This window comes from Ruegeria sp. Alg231-54 (assembly GCF_900143525.1).
Classification (GTDB): domain Bacteria; phylum Pseudomonadota; class Alphaproteobacteria; order Rhodobacterales; family Rhodobacteraceae; genus Ruegeria.
Window position 1 is genome coordinate 64,844 of record NZ_FREZ01000005.1, and the last position, 22,969, is coordinate 87,812.

Consider the following 22,969-nt stretch of genomic DNA (forward strand, 5'->3'; position numbering starts at 1 on the left):
GCTTACTCGGCGGCCTCGGTCACACCCACGAGGATATCGCGGATTGCGGCCTCTTTGATGTCGTCATGCTCGGCAATGACCACCAGACGCGAGCGGCGCTCTTCGCCGGGCTCCCACGGGCGGTCGTACTGATGACGCACGCGGGCACCAACGGCCTGCACCAGCAGACGCATGGGTTTGCCCTGAACGGCGGCATAGCCTTTGACGCGCAGAATGTTCAGCTCATTGGCCAGACGTTCAATGTTGGCGACCAGCTGGGCCGAATCGGTCTGTTCGGGCAATTCGACGATGATGCTTTCGAAATCGTCGTGTTCGTGGTCGTGGTGGCCGTCGTGATGCGACGGGCGCGCGTCCATGTCATCCTCGGCGGCGGCTTCGAGGCCCAGCACGACACGCACGTCAACGGCGCCTTCGGCAACCTCAACCACGGGCAGCGGGCGCGGAGCCTCAGCCGCGATGACCTCTTTGGCTTTGGCAACGCCTTCCGGACCGGCCAGATCGGGTTTTGTCAGCAGGATGATGTCGGCGCACGAGATCTGGTCCTCGAAGACCTCGGACAGAGGCGTTTCGTGGTCGATCGAGTCATCGGCCAGGCGCTGGGCCTCCACGGCTTCGACGTTAGGGGCGAAACGCCCGGCGGCGACGGCCTCGGCATCGGCCAGAGCGATCACGCCATCGACGGTGATTTTCGAGCGGATATCCGGCCAATCAAACGCTTTTAGCAGCGGCTTGGGCAGGGCGAGACCGGACGTTTCGATCAGTATGTGATCGGGGCGCGGCTCCAGCGCCATCAGCGCCTCAATGGTCGGGATGAAATCATCGGCTACGGTGCAGCAGATGCAGCCATTGGCAAGTTCCATGATGTTTTCCGCCGGGCAATCCGGAATGGCGCAGGATTTCAGGATATCGCCATCCACACCCACATCGCCAAACTCGTTGACGATAACGGCCAGGCGCTTGCCCTGCGGGTTCTGCATCAGGTGTTTGACAAGCGTGGTTTTGCCTGAGCCCAGAAAGCCGGTGATCACAGTGACGGGGAGTTTTTCAAGGTTGCTCATTTCAGGGCTCCAATCGGGGGAATGCGGGCCGCACAGTTTTTGCGGAAATGTTCGGGGCGTTCGCGCCATTTCACCAGACCGTCTTCAGCGGCCAGATACTTGGTGACGCCTTCAACGATGGTCTCGACATGGTCGGTTTCGTCGAGGTTTTCATAAACGAAGGTCCATCGTGACGGGCCGCCACGCAAAGCGATCGAGCATCCCTGATCACAGTTCGACAGACATTCCACCGGTTTCAGGTCGACGCCGTCCGGCAAGCCAGCCTGTTCAAGTGCTTTATGCAGCAAAGTGCCGGGTCGCTGGGCGTCATCTTCGATGGGTAACCCACGGCGGCATGTCGTGCAGACCAGCAACTCGACTGGTGCGGTCTCGGTCATGTCTCTCATCCCCCTAAATCCTTTTATACGGGGGACGGGGTTTCATGCGGGCCACGCGTCTGCACATGGACCCGACACCGGAACACCCCGCCCGGTTTCAACTTCGGGTGCTGGCAGGTCTCCCGGCTTGCGGATGTCAGAGGCGAGCCTCTGTCGGATGTCCCGCCTTCCCGGCCTATTGGGCCAGTGGCTTTGGGCACCCTCTCCGGTCACGGTCGCGGGGGCGGCTGTGCTTGGCGGAATAACCGCTGGCACATTCCCTTTTCATCCATCCGGGGATGGACACCAACGCATGCGACATGCGGCACGGGCAGGGGGCTTGTCAAGCACGACTGGGGATTGAAAACCCGCAACGTCAGAAAAGCGACTTGCCGAAGTCAGTCAGCGGCATCCGATGCGATCCGATCACGCAGCGAGGCGCAATTCAGCCCGGCCGTCGCTGATGATTGAGCGCTTCCGGGTTTGGCAATCAGGTAGTGCGGTTGTGTAAATGGAATCGCTGGACCCGCAATCACAACAGGCACGCCTAGGGCAATCGCGTTTGGTGCGAACCTTTGGGCTAAATACATAGCAAACTGGAACGGACTGGGCAGAGGCAAAACAATTCCCTCAACCACCCTGCGCACTATACGCTACGTCGCTTGTTCAAAGCAGGCGGGTTTGAACCTTTGGTCATACTTTCAAACCACTTAGGCATGTAGCTCCAGACATCAACGCCGACGGTTGCGCTGTTCCGGAGGCCAGGAAACTCCTGATACCAAACTGTAAACGCCCAAATTTGTGAAAGCAGAGCAGAAAGCGGATTGCTTGGAAATAAATGGAGGCGAGTACCGGACCCGCTACCATTTTTCTAAGCCATTGGAAGGCTTGAGTAATCGAGTGCGAGGTTGAGGTTTGTGTCGCACTTTGTGTTGCACACATTGCAAATCGTGCACACGACTGTCAACTAGACTCAGCCAAAAGTTACCTTGCGGACGGGTCAGCGACTTCCATAGGCGCGACCGACGCTGGAATTTCCGTCAGCACGGAGGCTACTAACGAAGCCGAATGTGAGCTTTGAAGCAGTTCCGTCATCGGGGCGGGGGGTATGGGGGCATTCTTCACGCCAAACACATTAGATATGGGCCCAAAAAAATGTGGTGAAAATTTACATCTCTAATCAGGCACCTTAAGCATCCGTGTATTCAACACCCCTTTCAAAGGGCATTTGTTGTTGGGCGTTCATGTCGTTGACTACTTGTCTTTGGGCCGCCAGTAGAGCGAAACAACCTTGTGGCGAACGTGGAAATTTAACCCTGAGCACTCGTGTTTGTGTGTAGACTCGAATGTCAGAGGGTTGCCGACTTCCCCTTCGCTTGTTGTGACGTTTGGGTTTTTATCTTCAAGCGCTTTGCGCCATTTGGATAGTTTCTCCACCGCGTCTTTTACAAAGCAGTAGATCAATACGTCGCCATTGTCTTGGCCGGGGTTGCCTGTCGAGTACCTTGTCGACAATTGTTGAAATCCTTTGTCCAGCCATGAATACTTGCTGTGAATCTTTGCTTCTGCCAGCCATAGAAAATCGTCGCGCTCTTCGACGACAATGTCACAATGCCCGCCGACTGACGCGTTGTGTGTCGCCTTGATCCCAGAATGGGTCAGCATATCACATACTTGAATCGTCAAACTGTCTTCGTCTTCGTCCTTTTTCTGCTTTTTTTCGCGATGTTTGACCAACTTATTACAGGCGAAGTCCACGCATTTTCGCACAGAACGCAATCTGGCGTCATGATCCTGTGCCATCAGAAAGTCTATTCCGGACTCCATTTCCGTGCCCGCAACTTTCGCGCGGAGAACAGCCAGAGCATCAAGTTCGGCGGTCATGCTTCGGGCACCTCAAATAAGTCACTGTCTAATTGGAAGAACGGGATGACATGTTTTGATGCGTTCTTGACTTTCTTGTTCGTTATTGGATGCAAGACGGTGTCGACATCCAGCGCGCGTTGGAACTCTTCTGAGCTGAGTTGGTGACGTACAGCGTCGTCGTCCACAAACTCGGCTGAGGCGCTGAAGATCGCGTATTCCGATTGAACCAAGATCGCCAGTGCTGCGACAATGTCCTCTTCCAGCTCGTTGCGTCCCAAGAGCTTGAGAAGGCCGCTGACGCGCAGAGTTTCTCCGGCGACCACCTTGCCCCAAGACACGGCCTCAACGATCTGTAGAGCCGTCTCTGCGGCCGGTGTGCCTGCCCAATGTTTGTTTATGGCGGACTTGAGGTCAGTCACTGAGCGCACGCCTTTTTGCTCGCCGGTATCGATGTCCAGCGGTGGAAGGCTATTCACGATCTTCATCGTCTCTAGGCTAACGGTGATCACGCGCTGGAACAGCTCTAGCAGGTACTTGGGGTCGCCGACCGTCTCGTTCGCGTAATCGTTAGCATCGTTGACGATGCCGCTCTTTTTGTCAGTTTTGACGATCTGCCGTTCCATCACCCATTCCAGAGCGGGCTTGCCATTGACGACGTAGTCATACGCCTCCTGCGGGATGTTCTGGAGCGTGATGTTCTCGTTGTAGATGACCGTCGTCAGGTCCTTTTCCTTGCCTTTGCTGCCCCACTTCCATTTTTTGGTGTGCTTGACCCGGTAGAATGCGACAGGGTCGTCCTGCGCCTCCGGGATAAGGCGGTGGTCGCCTTCTTTGAACGTAACCATGTAAGGTTCTGCGCTTTCAAAATTCACGTGCAGATCACCGAGGGCGCGGCCTGCTTCAACGAAGGCGGCGAAGTCATCATAGGTTTTAACCGCCGGAATACGGGGGAGTTGTTTGGCAAGGTTGTTTTTGAACCGCTCGCGATAGTCGGGCGAGTGCAACAGGCCATAGATGTAATAGAACAGATCCTCTTTGCTGATCTCCTGCCCCGGATAGGCAGCTTGGAAATGCGCAAGCCCGTTATCGGTGATCGCATCGTGGCGGGTAAGGCCGCTGGCCTGATCGCTCGAAGCGGCGAAGAGTCCGTCAGCGGGTTGGTTTTCTTCGTAGAGATAGAGCGGGAAACACTGTCCTTTTTCCACCAAATCATAGCTGGGCAGTGCGTCGGACATTAACACTGAGAACCCGGCCCGCGCCCCTGTTCCTGCAACCTGAATTGCTAAATTCTTCGTTTCCGACTGCGGAAAGATTCGCGGCATTTGATAGACGCGCTCGTTGAGCCGACGATCAAAATACTGCCATTGCAGCATGAATGGTCGATAGATCGCGGGCCGAACGGCGCCGTCGAGATACTCCAGCGCCTTCATCCGCCCTAGATCGGCTTTCAAGTTGCCCGTCCAACTGATCTTCCGCGCATCATCGTCCGCGAACCTGCCGACGTCCTTGGGCTGCCCTTCCTTTTCGTAGCGGCCCACTTCGGCGTTGTAGAAGTCGATCATGCGGCGCATGTCGCTTGCTAATTTGCGGCGGCTGGAGTTGTAGGTCCACGCATCGCGGGCGCTCAGCACACCTTGTGAATAATTGTCGAACAGTCCCTCTTCTTCGCCACGCTTCGCGCCCAGCACTGGAAACTCGTCGAAGCTCGGGTCCACCTGATCTAGCCAATCGTTCTTGGCGTCCGGCGTGATCCGTCGCCAGCCCTTGGCCTGTGTGATGCCATCAATGGATCGGAAATTGCGGATGATCCCCAGTTTCTCGCTAGTAGTCAGGTCCGGGCCAACATCGTGAAAATGAATGTGTCCATGTGCCGACGCATTCGGGTTCTTAACCAAAAGTGCGATGGAGATACCGGTCATGCTTCCCGAACCGAAAACGTTTTGACCTTCCCTTGCCGCGCCCTTCGAGAGCATGTTCTTTCTAATATCACCTCGCAGGTGGAATACATGCAGGTCCGTATATTCTTCGGCCAAACACTTGCGCATACCGTCAGCGAACGATCTTTCGATCCAAGCACTGCCTGAAACGAAAGCCATGATCCCTGCATCGCCGATCCGATCAGACGCCCAGCGGAAGGCGCGGATGTAACTGTCGTACAGATTCTTCTGTAGCTGGGCATTGGAAGCGGCTGCATAGGTTTCCCTTATGCGCTCATCTAATGCAGGATAGCCGATGTTTTTGGCGTTCTCATTTTCGCTTTTCTGCCCCGCGGAATACGGCGGATTCCCAACGATCACGCGGATATCCAGAGCCTTTTGTTTAGTCCGGCGTTCGGAGTTGTCAGGCAGCAGGTTGGCGATCATATCGCGGTCCTGCTCGTACATTTGGAACGTATCCGTCAGCAGGATGCCCTTGAACGGCTCATATGAGGCATCGTCGCTCAACGCGCCCTGTGCCAGTTCGTGATAGACCGTCTCAATATTCACTGCGGCGATGTAATAGGCCAGAAGCACGATCTCATTGGCGTGAATCTCATGCTGGTATTTGTGCTCTAGCTCTTCGGGCGCGATCAGGCCGGATTGTAGCAAGCGGGTGATGAAGGTGCCGGTTCCGGTGAACGGGTCAAGGATGTGGACGCCTCGAGACCCCAGCGTTTGCCCGAACTGGGCCCTCAACACGTCGTTGACCGAATGCAGGATGAAGTCGACCACTTCGACGGGGGTGTAGACGATGCCAAGGCGCTGCGTCAGTTTCTCAAAAGCTCCCTTAAAGAAGCTCTCGTATAGCTTTAGGATTAACTCTTGTCGCCCGGTAGCGGTCACGATCCCCTCCGCGCGCCGTTCCACGCTGGCATAGAACTTTGCGAGGCTCTCGGATTCCTTGGACAGGTTATGCTGATGAAGCTGATCCAGCACAATTTCCATTGCGCGGGAGACTGGGTTTTCCTTGGTAAAATCACTGCTTTTGAAAAGCGCGTCGAAGACGGGTTTCGTGATGAGATGCTGGGCGAGCATCTCAATCGCTTCGTCTTCGGTGATCTCGGGGTTCAGGTCGTCTTGGAGTTCAGCGAGGAAGGCGAGGAAGGCGGTGCGCTCCGGTCCCTCTTGCGCGACGATGGTCTTGATGCGCGTGATGTGGGTCTGGGCGATCTCCGCGATGTCCTTGGCCCATTTGTCCCAATATTCGCGGGTACCGCATTTCTCGACGATCTTCGCCATGATGGCGCGTGTGAACTCATCGAAGACGAATGCGCCCTGCGCGTCAACGTCGTCAGTTCTTTGCGGCGCTGAGCCTTCCTTGCCGATCTCGGAACCGGGCTTGCTGCGTTTTTGCTTGTTGGTGTCGAAGTCGTCGACAACAGCTGTCAGTTCTCGCAACTCGCTCTCTGATGAAATGCTGACCAGCTCAATCTTGTCGCTGATATCTTCGCCCAGCTCCGCTTGATTGATTCGGGCGTCCAGACGTTCGTCGTGGGCGCGTAGAGCGTTGAGGATCTGCCAGACGACCTTGTATCGCTCATTGTCGTTCAAAGCCTCCTCAGGCTTCGTATTGGGCGGTATGGCGACGGGCAGAATGACGTAGCCCAGCTTCTTGCCCTCTGCGCGCCGCATGACGCGGCCTACGGACTGTACAACGTCGATTTGGCTCTTGCGGGGGTGCATGAACATAATGGCATCCAGAGCGGGCACGTCGACTCCCTCAGAGAGTACCTTAGCGTTGGTTAGGATGCGACATGTGTTGTCGCCTGCGTCGGCCTTGAGCCAGTTCAGCATTTCCTCACGCGAGCTGGCGTTGTAGCTGCCGTCGATGTGGCGGACTTCGGTGCTTAGATGGTGGTCGTCGTCGATCAGGTCATTGCCAACGTATTCGTCGACCACCTGCGTGAATTCGTCTTCGATGATCTCGGATTTCCTAATGCTCTGGCAGAAGGCCAGTGCGCGTTTCATGGGGCGCGGGTCAAACTCCAAGTCCTTGACAAGGTCGCTTTTCGTCAGGGCCTTGTAACACCCGATGATCTTCGTCGCGTCATCCATCGTTAGCTCAGCACCGTCTTTGAGACGGTTCTGGATCGTGTCCGATACCAATTGCTGATCAACGGCAAGCACGACGACTTTGTAATCGGTCAGGAGTTGGTTCTCGACAGCCCAACCAAAGCCACGGTGGAACAGGTCCTTTCCGAAATCGGCTTCGTCATCCATCGATGCAATTTTTGCTTCATAATCGTCTGCTTTGCGTTTCGCAGTGTCTGCGAAGATGCGCGGTGTCGCGGTCATGTAGAGACGCTTCTTTGCCGCGACATAGGCGTTGTCATGAATCCGGACGAAGTTGCTGTCGTCTTCGTCTTTTAGCGTTACGCCCGTCGTCCGATGTGCCTCATCACAAATCACCAGATCGAACTCAGGCAAATCGTAGTTTTTCTGGGCGCGTGTTAGAACGTCAATCGAATGGTAAGTGGAGAAGACCACCGTCATCAGATCTGACGGCGCTGACAGGACCTGACGGGCGATTTTCTCCGGGTCAGTCGTCGCAGGGAATGCCAGATCATGCACATTTAGATCAAGACTGTCTGCATCAGCTCTACGCCCAACCTTGGTATCAGAGCAGGCGGAAAAAGCCGTTAACTCTTCCTTACTGTCGTTTTTCCATTCTCTGACGGTTTGGGACATCAATGCTAGCGAGGGGACCATGAACAGGACCCGCTTTCCCTTACCGGCCAGAGTTTCGGCTATACGCAGCCCTGTGAACGTCTTGCCTGTCCCGCAAGCCATGATTAGTTTGCCGCGATCAGCGGTTTCGAGACCTGCCACGACTTCTCGGAGCGCGTCCCTTTGGTGGTCGCGGAGCTGTTTCTTCGGCGCAAGGCTGACAGTTCCTGTGCGGATGAACCGAGACCAATCAATCCGGCTTGCTTCAAGTTCGGCGACACTGATCCGGTTCCATGCTTTGGAGAGCTTATCCAGTGTTTCCTGCGCGTTACGACCTAGTTCTTTGTGTGTCGTGTCCGCAATGACCAGCCGCGTAAACAGATCATTGGACGCTGCGGATATGAAGCTGTCGATATCCGGTTTTTGAATACTCTGACTGGGCGCATAGAATTTGCACTGGATAGCTGCGTAGCCGGACCCATCCGATAGAGTCCCTACGAGGTCGATTCCGGTATCTGCGTTGCTCCAGCCTTGGGAGGTGGCCCAATCAGCAAACGTCTCAACTTTGGAGTAGTACTGGCGTTGCGTGTCGTCGTTTTCCAAGAAGACGCGTACAAGGCGCTCAAAATAGTCGCCTTTTTCGCGTTCGGTTCGCGCGGAAGCCCGATACTCTTTCAAAATGTCATTAAGAAGCACTTGCCGTTACCCCATTCTAAGATTGTTGCTGTTTGGGGTCCTGTACGTTTTAGCATGGGAGGCACCGTCGGAACTTCCGGCCATGATCGTAGGTCTGCCCTCGTTCTTAGTTAATTGCACCTTAGGCGCATGATCAAATACACGGAACCCTCAACCGAAGTGAAGCTCAATTTAAAGAAGATAGATACATAGCCGTGAATGCTCGACCTTTTGACCCACAGTGGACGACAGACAACCCAACACTCAATACGTATCTAAACAGCCTATGCGCAGGCCTATCTGTCAGAAAGGAAGGTCAACGTCGACGGAGGCGAGAAGCACAGGCGCGTTATGAAGCTTCCATTAAGTCCATCGTCATTGACCTGTATAGGGCACACCTAAGCGACCCGACGCTTGAAGTCGGTATAGGGGCGGGTACAACGTACCTGCAGAACATGAGCACGTCCCGATATGGTGCCAGCTTCATCTCGGCCCGCACGTTCATTGACGCGATGAACGCACTACAGGGGGCAGGGCTTGTGGAGCAGAGTACCGCATATTGGCATGATCCTGCAGGTAATAGCAGTCGAACAGCGCGGTATGTGCCGACACCGGGACTATTGATGGGCCTTGTGCAGACAGGGACCAACGTAGTGGACCTACGCAGGCACCAGAGCGCGGAAGGCATACGCTTAAAGGATAATGATAAAGCCCTTGTCGAGTACGGCGACAATGCCTTTGCCACGGGCGCGCGGGACCGTCTGCGCATCATCAACGATATGTTGACGAACCATTGGGCAGACTTGGCGCTGAGTGATGAACAACTTGCTGAGGAGATGGCGCACCTAAGAGGGACACGAGACGAGGAGGCAACACAGTCCTTCGACTTTGCCGCACGCACCGTGTACCGCGTCTTCAATAACAGCGACTGGCAACAAGGCGGGCGTTTCTATGGTGCGTGGTGGATCAGTTGCCCTAGCAGGTTGAGGCAGCACATCCTGATAGATGGCAAGCGCACAGTTGAAGTGGACTACTCAGGGTTACATGCTGCTATGCTCTACGCCGAAGCGGACTTAGACGTACCTAACGACCCCTATGCACGGTGTTTGTCCAGGGCAGGTGACAAGGCAGAACGCAAACTGGTGAAACGCACTTTCAATGCGCTCCTGAACGCCGACAAGGTAAGCCGTGTGAGTGAGATTGAGGGCTACACATCAGACCTGACCGGGCGAGACTGGCCAGAGTTCAAGCAGTACATAGTAGCACAATACCCAGAGTTCTCTCATCACTTCGGCTCAGGGGTGGGACTTAGGTTGCAGCGGAAGGATAGTGATCTGGCAGAGGCAGTCATGCTGCAGTTCGCAGCAATGGGTTATGCCTGCCTTCCTGTCCACGACAGCTTCATCGTCCACCATGGGCTGGAGCACGATTTGGCCAACGCGATGAACAGGGCATTCCACGCAGAGTTCGGCATAGATGGAAAGGTCGGAGTGGAAGTGGGTGTCGGTGAAACAGTTGAAGGGAGTAGCACACCGATTGGTTTGAACATCAACGACTTACTGCACCCAACAGGCCATGAGGGAAGGTTGTCCAAGTTCTGGTCTAACAAGGGAGACAGATAAGCTGGTCCAGTGCCATTTTTTATCTTTTCTGTATAGATGTAGCAATTGAATTTTCTGGGCTATAGCACCGCTATTTCATGGCTAATAAAATTTATCTGGATATTAACCTGTTCGGTCACGCCCTACGGCGCTCCCTCATTACTAGTAACGATAAGGAGCGCCGGGATTGGTTAAACCTTTAGACGCCTAATGGCCTCGCCAAGCTGATCAAGTGTATAGCCCTCACGCAGATACACCTCCTGTGTGACACCGGAACGAGCGTGTCCCACAATGCACTGGATGATTGGTTCTGCCACGTTTGCCTGACCAAGTCGCGTCACGACCGTATGTCGCAGGCTGTGAAACACCAATCCGGGCTCCTTGAGGCCCAGTTTAGGTAGGAAACTCTCGTTGCACCAGCGTCCTAAGGCGCGACCATAGCCGCCGTTGGCGTTGTAGTTGTAGTCGGGGAATAGCCGGGTGCCATTCCGGCGGCTGTCCACGAAGTCGAGGAAGCCTAGGCGGATCAAATCTGGGTGTACCGGGACCTTCCGTCGCGCTGCTGTGGACTTCACGCTCTTGTTGTCGTCGTCACCTTCGTCTGTGATGTTGAGGAACCACGTGCCGCATTCCTGCTGCACATCCTTGATGCCGAGTTGACATATTTCATTCAGCCGGGCTCCAGTGAATATGCCAAGCAGCATCCCCCACTTGTGGCTGTCCTTACGCACCAGCCCGGACGGGTTTGTGGTGAGTTCGGTGTACAAAAACCGGATTTGCTCAGGTGAGAAGGGTTTGCGCTGGTTCGTACTGTTTTTTTCTTTGGCCACCTTCATGCCATCGAAGAGGCTGTGCGGTGAATAACCGTGCCGTTCAGCCCAATCAAAAAAACCCTTGAACATTTGTATGTGGCTATTGATCGTTTTGGGGGCGATCTTCTTCTGGCCCGGTAGCTTGATGACTTCCATCAACGGCATGTTTTTTAGTGCAGGCTTAGTATTCCGACTGGAGGGTAAGGCTTGCAGAACCTTTTTGACTTCGTTCGCGTCCTGCTTCGCTATCGTGCTCAGCAACCTTTCTGGCCCGAAGTACTCAACAAGAATATTCAGGTATGCTCGGTTCTGTCCGACTGTTTTTTCCGCCCACTGACGCGAATGTTCCGCGATGAAGTCATCTATCGCGGTGCCTATTGGCGAAGAGGCGGGGAGGACCTTTGCAGGCTGCGAGATAGCCACGGCTGGGGCATCATCATAAGAATAGTGTTCAAGGCGTTCTACCGCCTCCAGAACGCGTCTCAGCATGTCCCTACGCCCTTTTCGCATTTCGCGGCGAAGGTCCAGCGCGTTGTCCTCCCAGTCCTGAGAATCTATGTCAGAGGCTTTGCAAAACGCATCGCTGTCGAGATAGAGGTCGGACAGTAGGTCCTCGCCCTCAGCCGCGTTCTCATGGATTTCAATCTCTTGCTGCATTGCACTGACGGCTTTTTCTGGAAAGCCTTTGTCGTTCAGCCGCTCCAAGTACTTGTCCAGCGAAGCCTTAAAGTACCGTTGCACCATTGATCTGATTTGGTCTTGTCTTAGCCGTGCCACGTTTTCTTGATCCGGTATTAATCGGCCGCAAGATGATAGAAATCGCGCCAGATCACCAGCCCTGCGCGGGCAGCGGGTACGCAACGATATTCTTACGGTCGCCCGCTTTTGCTCTGTAGAGGGAGGGATAGGCCAGCGGAAGTAGTAAACGCCATGTCTTGAAAGGCTTAGATAAGATGACAGCATCATCGTAGGTGTGTCCCACTTTGTGTCACACCCGAGCACCACACGGCTAAGTCAATGATTTAGAATAAAATGGAGGCGAGTACCGGAATCGAACCGGTGTACACGGATTTGCAATCCGCTGCGTCACCACTCCGCCAACTCGCCTTTTCAAGTAAAATCAAATACTTGCCGTGGTGTGACCGGCGTTTTAGCAGCTTTCGACAGGAGCGTCCAGAGGGGGGAGCGCAAATTTCAGGGCCGGGTGCAAACTTAGTCTTCGGTTGCGACGTTGTATCTTGTGAAGATTGGAAAGTTTCCGTGTCTGAGCCGTTGCCGGTTTTTCAAGGATGTGGCAGAACTCAATCACCCAAGGGAGCAAGATGAGCGATCCAATGACAGATTTCGCAGCCCGCCGCCGGACGATGGTCGATACGCAGATACGTCCTTCTGATGTCACTAAGTTTCCCATCATAGACGCGATGCTGACCGTCAAGCGCGAGAATTTCGTGCCGGATGCGCAGCGCGAGGCCGCCTATGTCGAGGGATTGATCGAGCTGGGTGACGGGCGCTGCATGCTAGAGCCGCGGACCCTGGCTAAGATGCTGGACATATTGAACATCTCCAACGACGAGTCGGTTTTGGATATTGCTCCGGCCTTGGGGTATTCGACCGCTGTCGCTGCGCGCATGGCACAGCTGGTTGTCGCCGTAGAGGAAGACGAGAGCCTTGCGACCGAATCCCAGTCCATCCTGATTGAGGCGGAGGCAGACAACGCGATTGTCCATGTCGGCCCGCTTGAGCTAGGTGCCCCCGAACATGGGCCTTATGACGTGATCATGATCCAGGGCGGTGTTGAACAGGTTCCGGTTGCTTTGATCGCACAGCTTAAGGATCATGGGCGAATTGCCTGCCTTTTTGTCCAAGGTGCGCTGGGGATCGTCCGTATCGGTCATAAATCAGGGGATCGTGTGACCTGGCGGGATGCGTTTAACGCCAATGCACCGATTTTGCAGACATTTTCCAAGAATCGTGTATTTTCGCTATAGTTTGATAGCTGATTTTTCTGCCGCCTTGATTAGTTTAACGCAAACGCGCAAACTATAGGCAGAGCAGGGTAATTTCGATTTGAGAGGATTTCGTTATGGGTTCTATGGCGGGAGGGAAGCTGGTCAAAGCGCTGGCGCTGACTGCGGGGGTCGTACTTAGCTTTGCGCCGGGACGGGCCGTTTGGGCTGACAATATAACTGACGCATTCATTGGCGCTTACAACAGCAGCGGTTTGCTGGAACAGAACCGCGCCTTGTTGCGTGCAGCAGACGAAGACGTGGCAATCGCGTTGTCGGCGCTTCGACCGATCATCAACTGGACGGTTGCAATTAGCCACGACTACACGCGTCGCGAAATCAACAATGTGGTGACAAGACCCGACCCGAACAACTTCTTCACAGGGCTGACCCTCAGCCAACTGCTCTACGATGGTGGGGCTGCCGTTCTGGGCAAACAATCGGCGCAAGAAACGGTGCTGTCGACCAGGCAGACCCTAGTTGATATCGAACAACAGGTTCTGTTCCGCGGTGCCAATGCTTATCTCGAAGTTCTTTTGCAGGAAGAAACCGTACAGATCCGCCTGAACAACGTCGACGTGTCGGCCGAAGAACTGCGCGCATCGCAGGACCGGTTCGATGTAGGCGAAGTCACGCGTACGGACGTTGCGCTGTCACAAGCCCAGCTTGCAAGCTCTCAAGCTGATCTGGCTGTTGCGCGCGGTAACCTCGACACGGCGCAGGCGGAATATGTGAATGCCGTTGGCAAATCGCCCGGACGCACGGCGGGTCAACCGAGCCTGCCAAATCTGCCAAACTCGGAACCGCAGGCCGTCAGCCTTGCGCAGCGTAATCACCCGGCCATTCTTTCGGCTCAGCACCAGGTGCGTGCCTTCGACCTGATTGTGGCGCAGCAGCGCGCCAACCTGGGTCCGAATGTCAGCCTGAATGCCGATGCCGGTATCACCGAGAGCTATGACAACGACGACAACACCAGAGACGGCACTGTTTCGTTGAATTTCAACCAGCCGATTTATGCCGGTGGCCGATTGGCCGCAAGCGTGCGCCGCGCCATGGCCACACGGGATGCATCGCGTGCCAACCTCTTGAATGTGCAAAAAGATATCACTCAGGGTGTGACCGAAGCCTATGCCCGTTTCCAAGCGGCATCTGCAAGTTTGCGGGCGTCGAGCGAACGGGTTCGCGCATCGAAAGTGGCGTTTGACGGTATCCGCGAAGAGGCCACTCTGGGTGCACGGACCACGCTGGACGTTTTGAACGCCCAGCAGGATTTGCTGGATGCGCAGCTAGCCGAGGTCGCATCGCGTATCGAGCGTTCGCGTGCGGCTTACCAGCTGTTGCAAGCACAGGGCCTGTTGACCGCCGAACGTCTGGGACTGGCGGTGCAGATCTATGATCCGACGCTGTATTACAACCTAGTCAAGAAAGCGCCGGCTCAGGTCAGCAGACAAAGCAAGGACCTGGATCGCGTTCTCAAGGCACTGCGCCGCGACTAAGGGCCAATACTATCTGTTGTGACGCCCGGCTTGTTTGGCTACACTCAATCCTGAGGATAGAGCGGTAGAGAACAATGACGGAAAAAGTCGTGAACGGCAGAGTAGAGGACGTGCTGTCCTCGATCAAACGGCTGGTCAGTGAAAGAGGTGAACAAACCTCAGAGCCGACGCCTTCAATCGCCCGCAAGCCCGGGCGATTGGTGCTTACTGATGCATTGCGAGTCGGCGGAACGTCCAGCATTCAAGACAGCCCGGAGATTGAAGCCGAAGCCAAAGCAGGCTACACGGCCGACGCGTCGGTCAAGCCGATGCTTTTGCGCGCGTGCGACATCGTAAATCGTGAAGATCCCGCCAACAAAGAACAAGCCGCGCCAGAGCCGCCCAAAAACCCGACCAACAGCCTGAGCGCAAAGATCGAAGCCCTAGAGGCGGCGATTGCACGCACTGAGGACCAGTGGGAGCCGGACGGCGACAGCGAAGACGAGTACTCCGGTACTCCGGCGAAAGCCCTCGAATTCAGCGCACGCAAAGAATTTTCGGATACCGGGGGAAAGAAAGCCGAACCCACTCAGGCAAAGGCTAAAGAAGCTGTGGCAACGACCAAGGCAACTTTCATTCGCGACCCCGAGGTGATCACAGCACCACCTGCTCACCCTGTCGAAGCAGCAGCGGAAGATTCTGCGATAGCTGGCATAAGCGAAGACGCATTGCGCAAAATGATCGCCGAAGTTGTTCGTGAAGAATTGCAGGGTGTTTTGGGTGAACGCATCACCCGCAACGTCCGCAAGATGGTTCGGCGCGAAATCTACAAGGCCCTGGCCGAGCAGGACCTCGAGTAGCGCTCAGGCCCTTTGGGGCGTTTCTGCAAGCGCCAGCAGGCGGTCCAGATCCATATTCTGTTCAAGGTGATCCGCCAGCGCGTCCAGCGTCTCTTCGACCCCGTCTTCATAGGTCAAGTCCGAGGTCACGCCCAGCTGCGACAGGTAAGACGCGCGGAATGCATCCGAACTGAAGATACCGTGCAGGTAACTGCCGCGGATTCTACCGGAGGCGTTTGCGGCACCTTCTGGCCGCCCCTCGACCTCTAGCCAAGCGCGGGCGCAATCAGGGCCTTCGGTACGGCCCATGTGGATTTCGTAGCCTGAAACCGGTTCTCCTCCGCCAAGGGCGCGGGCCGAAGTGAGTGTTACCTGTTTCTTCCCTGCCATCACGGTTTCAACATCCAGCAGGCCCAACCCTTCGACAGTCCCTGGTTGTCCGTCGACGCCATCCGGATCAGCGATTGTCTTGCCCAGCATTTGATAGCCGCCGCACAGGCCCAGAACATGGCCTCCCCGGCGGACGTGGGCATATAGGTCGATGTCCCAGCCCTGCGCCCGGAAGTAAGCCAGATCGCCGATGGTGGATTTGCTGCCGGGCAGCAGTACCAAATCGGCATCACCGGGCAGGGGGCGTCCTGCCGGCACAATCTCGACCGAGACACCGGGTTCGGCAGACAAAGGGTCGAGGTCGTCAAAATTTGCCATGCGTTCCAACTGCGGAACAACCACCTTGCAGGCCCCGCCAGAGTGGGACCGGATATCCATCATATCCTCGGCTGGCAGTTTCCACGCATCATGGAACCAGGGAACGACGCCCAGACAGGGCCATCCGGTACGTGCAGCGATTTCATCGCGACCTTCGTCGAAAAGGGATACGTCGCCTTTGAAGCGATTGACCGCAAAGCCTCGGATCATCTCAAGATCGCCTGTATCCAATACCGCCTGGGTGCCCACGATCTGGGCAATGACCCCCCCGCGGTGAATGTCACCTACCAGAATAACGGGTACGCCTGCAGCGCGCGCAAATCCCATATTGGCGATGTCACCCTTGCGCAGGTTGGTTTCAGCCGGGCTGCCCGCACCTTCGATCAGGACCAGATCTGCGTCGCTGCACAAGCGGTCAAAACTTTCAAGCGCTGCGCCCAGCAGTTTAGATTTATCCTTGCGGTAATCGCCTGCTTTCATCGTGCCGGCACGTTGGCCCTGAACGATGATCTGAGCGCCAGTGTCGGTTTCCGGTTTCAGCAGAATCGGGTTCATGTCCGTATGCGTCGCACGCCGCGCCGCCAGCGCTTGCAGGGCCTGCGCGCGCCCGATCTCGCCGCCATTTTCGGTGACGGCGGCATTGTTCGACATGTTCTGTGGTTTGAAGGGTGCAACACGTAACCCACGCCGGGTGAAGGCCCGCGCCAGACCGGCCACTAGAACCGATTTCCCGACATTGCTGCCGGTGCCCTGAATCATGATGGACCGAACCATGGCCTGTCTCCTATGTTGACGCGCAGATGACCTGATTTGCGGGCAAAGGAAAAGCCAAAGTTGAACACGCCAGCGCATCTTTTGATCGGAGCTGCCGCCTTTGCCCGCCCAGCCCAGGGACGTATCCTGTGGGCCGCTCTGTTGGGTTCGCTATTGCCGGACCTGTCGCTTTACCTGATGGCGGGCACGTCCCTTTACGTGCTTGGGATTCCCCCGAGCGTGGTCTTCAACCAACTTTTTTTTCCGACGTTTGGCAGACCGTGTTTGCGATCGACAATTCCTTTGTCCTTTGGGGGGGTGCCGTGCTTTTCGGGGTATGGATGCACTGGAAAGTCTGGACCGTTGGGGTGTCCGCGGGTTTGCTGCATCTTTCGATGGATTTTCTGCTGCATGCCGGAGATGGGCGGCCGCAGTTCTGGCCATTCAGCAATTGGGTGTTTCACAGCCCCGTCAGTTATTGGGACAGCACGCATCACGCCTTATGGGTGGCGCCCGTTTCAGCCGTGCTTTGTGTCGCGTGTTACGCCATTTTGTGGCGTCGCGGCATGCCCATCTGGGCGAAAGCGTTCTTTGCCGTGCTGCTGATGGCCGAGCTATGGGTCGCGCGGCAGTGGTTGTTGTTCTTTTGACTGATGGCATAAGAAAAGCGCGCTCCCAGCTAGGGAGCGCGCTTTTTCATGCGAAAGTCGCCTTGGATCAGGCGGCTTCTGCTTGTTGGGCCGCGTTGCGACGTTCGCTTTCTTCACGCGACAGCGCAACCGAGGTGCGGACACCACGTCCAACGAACTCCATCAGTCCGCCAACAACGCGCTCATTCGGGTCGATACCCGCGCAGGACAGGACCTCGCGACCATCACGAGAGCGCGCCCACCGGGCGATTTGTTCCGGGCCATTGCCATATTTTTTGTCATCGGCAATAGCGTCATCCAGCGCAGCCAGTACGACAGCCGCGAAAAGTTTGCGTGCACGATTGCCTTGCTCGTTGTTAAAGGCAGTGCCGTCAACGAAATCTCTCATCTCGTCTTCCTTGTTGTTCTTGCTCTTGCATTTTCGGCGTGACGGTTCTTATGACCGATTAAGTGCGATTCGGATACACTTAAAATGCATAGTTGCGTTGCGTCATTTGCATAGCTTGCTGCAGGTGCAGCACTAGGTCTCGTCATCTTGTCAGGTGTGTTCCCGCCAGATATAGGAGCGGGAACTGACGCATCAACCGTTTGTGAAGGATTTAAGTCATGCCCAAGATAAATGGGAACGAAATTCGCCCCGGAAATGTGCTTGAGCATAACGGCGGGCTATGGGCCGCAATCAAAGTTGACCACGTAAAGCCAGGTAAAGGCGGCGCTTTTGCGCAGGTCGAACTGCGCAATCTGCGCAATGGCTCGAAGCTGAACGAGCGGTTCCGCTCGGCTGACAAAGTGGAACGCGTGCGTCTTGAGCAGAAAGATCAGCAGTTTCTGTACGAATCTGATGGCATGCTGGTTTTCATGGATTCCGAGACGTATGAGCAGATCGAACTGCCTGCAGAACTGCTAGGCGAACGCCGCCCGTTTCTGCAGGACGGCATGACAATTGTCGTCGAATTTTATGAAAGCGAGGCTCTGAACGCCACAGTGCCTCAGAAAGTGACCTGCAAGATCGTTGAGACTGAGCCTGTAGTCAAAGGTCAGACCGCGGCGAATTCGTTCAAGCCGGCCATTCTGGACAACGGTGTCAAAGTCATGGTGCCGCCATTTGTCGGTCAGGATGAAATGATCGTGGTGAACACCGAAACCATGGATTATTCCGAACGCGCCTAACCACGCGTTTGCCAGAGTAGAGAAAAACCGCGTGGACCCGTGCCGCGCGGTTTATTTGTCAGCTGCCCCGTCTGATTTGGCGATACCGTTCGGGGTTGGGGCCAAACAGTTCAAGCATCAGTTCATACTTGATGCGATTGGCGCTGACCTGCCGGTAGAAGGCGATCAGGAATGCCGTGGGGCCTTGAATGCGGCTGAGGCCGCTTGTGGCGGCGACCACAGTGCCGACATCTGTTTTCCCGTTCAAAACCAAATAGCCGCCCAACATCAGGACGCCGACCGTTCCGGCTCCGTTTATGATGCTGAGCAGAAACTTGGCCGAAAGCTTCCAGATGAACATCTTGCGCCGTGTTTCGTAGATCTCGTCGAACTGCGCCTCAACCTCGCGCGCGATTTCGTTGATCCGCTCGACATTCAGCTTATCGTTGGCTCCGCGTAATATCCGGACACGTTCGGCGACAAACACGTTCACCTTGCGTTGGGATACCAGCACGATGATGATCTGCGGCACGATCATCGAAAAGGCGATCATGCCCAGCCCCGGTTGCGTTGACGAGATATAGCCGATCACACTGATCAACGTGCCGATCTGAACGACCGGGTCCGAGAAAGCGCCGCCCGCGAATTTCCCCAACTCTTCTGCCTCGGCTGAAATCGCCGTGGTCATCGTGCCCTTGCGCATCGTTTCGCCCGAGACATTGATATCCGAGGCGCGCAGCAGCAGCCTTTGGCGGATCATGCGGATCAGATCTTCGCCCAACGTTCCCGCGCGATAGCTCAAAAGCCACTTTAGGGAGAGGCTGAGCAGGATGACGGACATCATTCCGGCACCCAGATAGATCAGCCTGTCCGTGCTTACGTCGGCTGAGGTTAGGTGGTTGATGATGTCGCGCTGAAACTCCAGCGGAACTGCAGCCAGACCCGCGATCGCAATGGACAGAACGATGAGGATGATCTGCCGTCCGGCGCTGGCGCGCCAGATTGCCCTGTATAGCTGGAACATACGTGCATCCGGATTGCTGAATTCAAACCAGTGTGACAGCGCGGTTGGCTATGTTCAAACCACACCAATTCAGTCGGTTGCTCAGCCGTGCCGGTTCGGCAACACGTTAAGTGTCCAACTGTATGGTGGCGTCACCGGCCTGCATGTCGTTACCCACGCGGTCCAATCGCAAATAGGCGATCCCGCGGCCATTGGATTGGGTAAACAATGTACCTGCCGCTTTTCCGCCCGACATAATCGGGGTTCCAACCGCTGCTGAGCCGCTGACGTTGACGCCACGCAAGCCTTTGCGCAGCTCGGTCTTGTGTTTCATCCGCGCGGTGACTTCTTGCCCGACATAACAGCCTTTTTTGAAGTCCACGCCGTTCAGCGCCTCGAACCCGGCCTCAAGGATATAGCTGTCGGGGGTCAGTTCGATTCCGGTTTCCGGAATGCAGTGTCGCACGCGGATAGCATCCCAATCGGTGCCGTCTTCGCTTTCCGAGTCCGTTGTATAGGTCCGCCAGCCCATATCCGGGTGCCTTGGGTCGGGCAGGGCACCCTCGGTGGCAGGGCCAGTACCGCGCTGCAGGTTCAGGCCGCTATCTTCGATGCTGACATCTGCGCGTAGCTTGTACATGCCCAACCGTTTGGCAAATCCATCGGCAAGGACTTCGGCAACATCCAGCAAAACCGCGTCACCCTCGCGCTTAAGGAAGAAGTCCGCCAGATACTTACCTTGGGGGGTCAGCAGGGCCGCGTAGACCAGCCCATTGTCCAACCCGGCAATATCGTTGGTGATCAACCCTTGAAGAAAGCTGTCGGTGTCCGAGCCGCTCAGGCGCAATATACGGCGGTTGGGCATCTGGTTTGTCCTCGTCTTTTCCTCGGACCTCGTGATATAGGGGTTTCCGCTGCCATGACCAGAGGGTTTCCGCCGTGACTGCGCCGATTAGCATCGTTATCCCGACCCTGAATTCGGACGGGAACCTTCCCGCGACCCTTGCGGCCTTGATGGAAGGCCTGCATGCGGGGCTGATCCGCGAATTGATCGTCTCGGACGGGGGGTCGGCTGATCAGACGATAAAGATTGCAGATGAGGCCGGGGCTGAGATCGTGGCCGGGCCGCCTTCGCGCGGGGGGCAATTGGCCCGAGGATGCGCCGCAGCCAAAGGGGACTGGCTGTTGGTCCTGCATGCCGACACTGTATTGCAAGCGGGGTGGAGCAAGGCCGTAGGCGACCACCTTGGCACCGGAACCCCGGCGGCGTTTCGTCTGGCGTTTCGGGCGTCAGGCTTTGCGCCGACATGGGTGGCGGGCTGGGCCAATCTGCGCAGTCGTCTTTTTGGCCTGCCTTATGGCGATCAGGGCCTGTTGGTCCCGAGTGAGATGTATCGAAAGGCGGGGGGCTTTCCTGATCAACCCTTGATGGAGGACGTCGCTTTGGTCCGCAGCCTGCGTGGCATCACTTTGCTGCCCAGCCGGGCAGTTACGAGCGCGGATCGCTATGAGCGTGCGGGCTGGTTGCGTCGGGGAGGGCGGAACCTGTGGACTCTGACGCGGTATTTTCTGGGGGCAGATCCTGCGAAGTTGGCACAGGACTATCGGCTCTGAGCGACGCGCGCAGCTCGACCACGGATTTGCCCAGCCGGAAAGGCGCCGCGAAACTGACCAGACATAGCGCGATGATCTGCAGCACTAGTATGTGCGCATTGTCTTGCAGATATTCCCATTCGTCCTTCAACTTGCCGACCTGTTCCACCAGATCATCATAGCTTTGCGCCAGGATCAGATAATCTCCGGCAATCGCGGGGACTTTGCGGCGCATGTTGTCGATCGCGGCCTGTGTTACGTCGTCCAACGTGGTAAAGACTAGGAACTGATCGATGTTGAACGCATCAGCCTTGTCGGCCATTGCGCGCATTTCGTCCTGTTCGTCTTTTGCCTGACTGCCAAACAAAAAATGCAACCCCTGTAGCGGCGCGACCTCATTTGTGACTGCGATGAACAATGGCAGGTCGGCATTGCTGGCGGTTGAGGCCGACAGGAATTCGACCTTTTCGCACAACACTTCGGTATCCGGGTCGAAGGCCGGGTCGCAGAACCGCAGCCGGAACCGCGCGGCATCACGGTCAAAGGCTAGCCCGGCGGCATAAGCGACGTCTATCTGGCGGTCCAGTCGCGAGCTATCCGAAGTATAAAGCCCGGCCAAAACCGCGACCAGCGCGCCAACGCCACCCAGTACAACCCAGACGAGGTCCGCGAGTTTCCAGGCGCGATGCCCGGCGGGTTTACGGAAAAGAAAGGCAGTGCCAATTAATCCAATCAGAAAGAACAGGATCAAAAGCGGCAGTTGGTTTTGGGTCACGAAACTCATGCCTTCAAAGTGACGGCCTGCCATGCGGCTGGCAACACTCCTCACGCTCAGTTGTTCTGTTTGGGTGGGAAAAAGCCGTTATGAGCCCGAGCTTTGACCGAATTTCCGGAACAGTTTGGTGCGGTCAAAAGCTTGTTCCAGCTCATCCGTGCGCTCTTTAACCGAATCCCACAGCCGTTCCTGTACTTCGGCGATGACGCATTCCATCAGAACCAGAATGGCCGCCATGGAGTCCCACGCGGACGGCACGGCAATGCGTGCAGCAAATGTGTGTTTGGCCAGCCGATGAATGGGTGAGCGCCACTGATCGGTGAACAGAACAATTTCAGCCTCGCGTTCATGGCACAGCTGGCCAATCAGCAGGGATGCGTTCTCATATCGGCGAACATCCAGCGTCACCAGCACATCATCTTTGCGTATGTCCAGCAAGTCATGCGTCCACGATGCCGCAACGGGCAGCAGTCGGACATCCGGGCGGATCATCTGCAGGTGCAGGTACAGATATTGTGCCAGCGTACCGGTGATGCGGCCGCCGGTAATGAAAATGCGCCTGTTGGGGTCACATAACAGATTGCAGAAGCTGTCGAATTCACCGGGGTCGACCTCATCAATCGTGCGTTTCTGATTGGCGAGAGTCTGTTGGGAATACCGGTTCAGGATGTGTTCTTCGGGCAGGTCGTTCTGCCATAGGTCACGCTTGGCGACCGGCCCCGAGATCATCTCTTTCACCTCACCCCGCAGGGCGGCCTGAAACTGCGGATAGCCGTCAAAGCCGGTTTTCTGCAGCATCCGCGCGACGGTCGTGGTCGAAACTGAGGCGGTGCTGGCCAGCTCGGTGATGCTGCCAAGGCCAGCCATGGGGTAGTCGTCCAGCAATACACTGACCAGTTGCCGCTCGGATGGGGTCATCTTGTCTTTGTGGGCCAGCAGCCTGTCCGTCACCCGCACGCGGCGTTCCTCCTGCATCTTTTCGATCTTAGTGTGAATAATTTTTC

At 56.1% G+C, this 22,969-nt stretch carries 17 protein-coding genes, 1 tRNA gene, 1 pseudogene and 1 riboswitch; of the genes and pseudogenes, 7 read left to right on the forward strand and 12 right to left on the reverse strand.

Annotated features, from left to right (window positions below; all coding sequences use genetic code 11):
- Positions 1–2: 2 nt before the first annotated feature.
- From cobW to DHN12_RS10960, 4 genes are all read right to left on the reverse strand, one after another.
- Complete coding sequence (cobW, locus tag DHN12_RS10940) at positions 3–1,058, reverse strand: cobalamin biosynthesis protein CobW (RefSeq protein WP_108860237.1); 1,056 nt, start codon at positions 1,056–1,058, stop codon at positions 3–5.
- Positions 1,055–1,435 carry a DUF1636 domain-containing protein gene (locus tag DHN12_RS10945; RefSeq protein WP_108860238.1) on the reverse strand — a complete coding sequence of 127 codons (381 nt, stop codon included), beginning with the start codon at positions 1,433–1,435 and terminating at the stop codon, positions 1,055–1,057. The genes cobW and DHN12_RS10945 overlap by 4 nt, the downstream gene beginning before the upstream one ends.
- 94 nt (positions 1,436–1,529) lie before the next feature.
- Positions 1,530–1,740, reverse strand: a riboswitch (cobalamin riboswitch).
- 928 nt (positions 1,741–2,668) lie between these two features.
- Positions 2,669–3,298, reverse strand: coding sequence for a hypothetical protein (locus DHN12_RS10955; protein WP_108860240.1), 630 nt, complete (start codon positions 3,296–3,298; stop codon positions 2,669–2,671).
- Positions 3,295–8,622 (reverse strand): type ISP restriction/modification enzyme, encoded by a 5,328-nt coding sequence (locus tag DHN12_RS10960; protein WP_108860241.1) that lies wholly within the window; start codon positions 8,620–8,622, stop codon positions 3,295–3,297. Before DHN12_RS10960 ends, DHN12_RS10955 begins: the two co-directional genes overlap by 4 nt.
- A 434-nt stretch (positions 8,623–9,056) precedes the next feature.
- Here DHN12_RS10960 and DHN12_RS10965 point away from each other — a divergent pair, with 434 nt between their 5' ends.
- On the forward strand, positions 9,057–10,223 hold the full coding sequence (locus DHN12_RS10965) for a hypothetical protein (RefSeq protein WP_108860242.1): 1,167 nt from the start codon (positions 9,057–9,059) through the stop codon (positions 10,221–10,223).
- 170 nt (positions 10,224–10,393) lie between these two features.
- Here DHN12_RS10965 and DHN12_RS10970 read toward each other — a convergent pair whose 3' ends face one another.
- Both DHN12_RS10970 and DHN12_RS10975 read right to left on the reverse strand, forming a co-directional pair.
- Positions 10,394–11,980, reverse strand: coding sequence for a site-specific integrase (locus DHN12_RS10970; protein WP_108860243.1), 1,587 nt, complete (start codon positions 11,978–11,980; stop codon positions 10,394–10,396).
- Positions 11,981–12,047: 67 nt separating this feature from the next.
- Positions 12,048–12,121: transfer RNA gene (locus DHN12_RS10975), tRNA-Cys, on the reverse strand.
- 227 nt (positions 12,122–12,348) lie between these two features.
- On the opposite strand from DHN12_RS10975, the gene DHN12_RS10980 reads away from it, so the two are divergent.
- The 3 genes from DHN12_RS10980 to DHN12_RS10990 all read left to right on the forward strand — a co-directional run bounded on the left by DHN12_RS10980 (position 12,349) and on the right by DHN12_RS10990 (position 15,355).
- Positions 12,349–13,002, forward strand: a complete 654-nt coding sequence (locus tag DHN12_RS10980) for a protein-L-isoaspartate O-methyltransferase (RefSeq protein WP_108860426.1) — start codon at positions 12,349–12,351, stop codon at positions 13,000–13,002.
- 95 nt (positions 13,003–13,097) lie between these two features.
- Positions 13,098–14,516 (forward strand): TolC family outer membrane protein, encoded by a 1,419-nt coding sequence (locus DHN12_RS10985; protein ID WP_108860244.1) that lies wholly within the window; start codon positions 13,098–13,100, stop codon positions 14,514–14,516.
- Positions 14,517–14,590: 74 nt separating this feature from the next.
- Positions 14,591–15,355, forward strand: a complete 765-nt coding sequence (locus DHN12_RS10990; protein WP_108860245.1) for a hypothetical protein — start codon at positions 14,591–14,593, stop codon at positions 15,353–15,355.
- Positions 15,356–15,358: 3 nt separating this feature from the next.
- Here DHN12_RS10990 and DHN12_RS10995 read toward each other — a convergent pair whose 3' ends face one another.
- Positions 15,359–16,816: a cobyric acid synthase gene (locus DHN12_RS10995; protein ID WP_108860246.1), complete on the reverse strand. Its 1,458-nt coding sequence runs from the start codon at positions 16,814–16,816 to the stop codon at positions 15,359–15,361.
- A gap of 320 nt (positions 16,817–17,136) precedes the next feature.
- On the opposite strand from DHN12_RS10995, the gene DHN12_RS25155 reads away from it, so the two are divergent.
- The gene (locus DHN12_RS25155) at positions 17,137–17,445 is read left to right on the forward strand and encodes a hypothetical protein (RefSeq protein WP_306418403.1); all 309 of its coding nucleotides are present in this window, start codon (positions 17,137–17,139) and stop codon (positions 17,443–17,445) included.
- Between the two features lie 67 nt (positions 17,446–17,512).
- Here the strand turns inward: DHN12_RS25155 and DHN12_RS11005 are convergent, their stop codons facing one another.
- Positions 17,513–17,833, reverse strand: a complete 321-nt coding sequence (locus DHN12_RS11005) for a DUF6280 family protein (RefSeq protein WP_008757056.1) — start codon at positions 17,831–17,833, stop codon at positions 17,513–17,515.
- Between the two features lie 218 nt (positions 17,834–18,051).
- On the opposite strand from DHN12_RS11005, the gene efp reads away from it, so the two are divergent.
- A complete protein-coding gene (gene efp, locus DHN12_RS11010) occupies positions 18,052–18,615 on the forward strand; it encodes an elongation factor P (RefSeq protein ID WP_108860247.1) in 564 nt (187 codons plus the stop codon).
- A 58-nt stretch (positions 18,616–18,673) separates the two neighbouring features.
- Here the strand turns inward: efp and DHN12_RS11015 are convergent, their stop codons facing one another.
- Together DHN12_RS11015 and DHN12_RS11020 are read right to left on the reverse strand one after the other, a co-directional pair.
- Positions 18,674–19,618 (reverse strand): ABC transporter transmembrane domain-containing protein, encoded by a 945-nt coding sequence (locus DHN12_RS11015; RefSeq protein WP_108860248.1) that lies wholly within the window; start codon positions 19,616–19,618, stop codon positions 18,674–18,676.
- A 106-nt stretch (positions 19,619–19,724) separates the two neighbouring features.
- Entirely contained in the window at positions 19,725–20,462 is a 738-nt protein-coding gene (locus DHN12_RS11020; RefSeq protein ID WP_108860249.1) for a folate-binding protein YgfZ, read from the reverse strand.
- A gap of 74 nt (positions 20,463–20,536) precedes the next feature.
- Between DHN12_RS11020 and DHN12_RS11025 the strand changes: the two genes are divergently transcribed.
- Entirely contained in the window at positions 20,537–21,211 is a 675-nt protein-coding gene (locus tag DHN12_RS11025) for a TIGR04283 family arsenosugar biosynthesis glycosyltransferase (RefSeq protein ID WP_108860250.1), read from the forward strand.
- Between the two features lie 7 nt (positions 21,212–21,218).
- Here the strand turns inward: DHN12_RS11025 and DHN12_RS11030 are convergent.
- Both DHN12_RS11030 and DHN12_RS11035 read right to left on the reverse strand, forming a co-directional pair.
- Positions 21,219–21,974: pseudogene (locus DHN12_RS11030) on the reverse strand (hypothetical protein); the annotation flags it as partial.
- A gap of 78 nt (positions 21,975–22,052) precedes the next feature.
- On the reverse strand, positions 22,053–22,940 hold the full coding sequence (locus DHN12_RS11035; protein ID WP_108860251.1) for a MurR/RpiR family transcriptional regulator: 888 nt from the start codon (positions 22,938–22,940) through the stop codon (positions 22,053–22,055).
- Positions 22,941–22,969 lie beyond the last annotated feature (29 nt).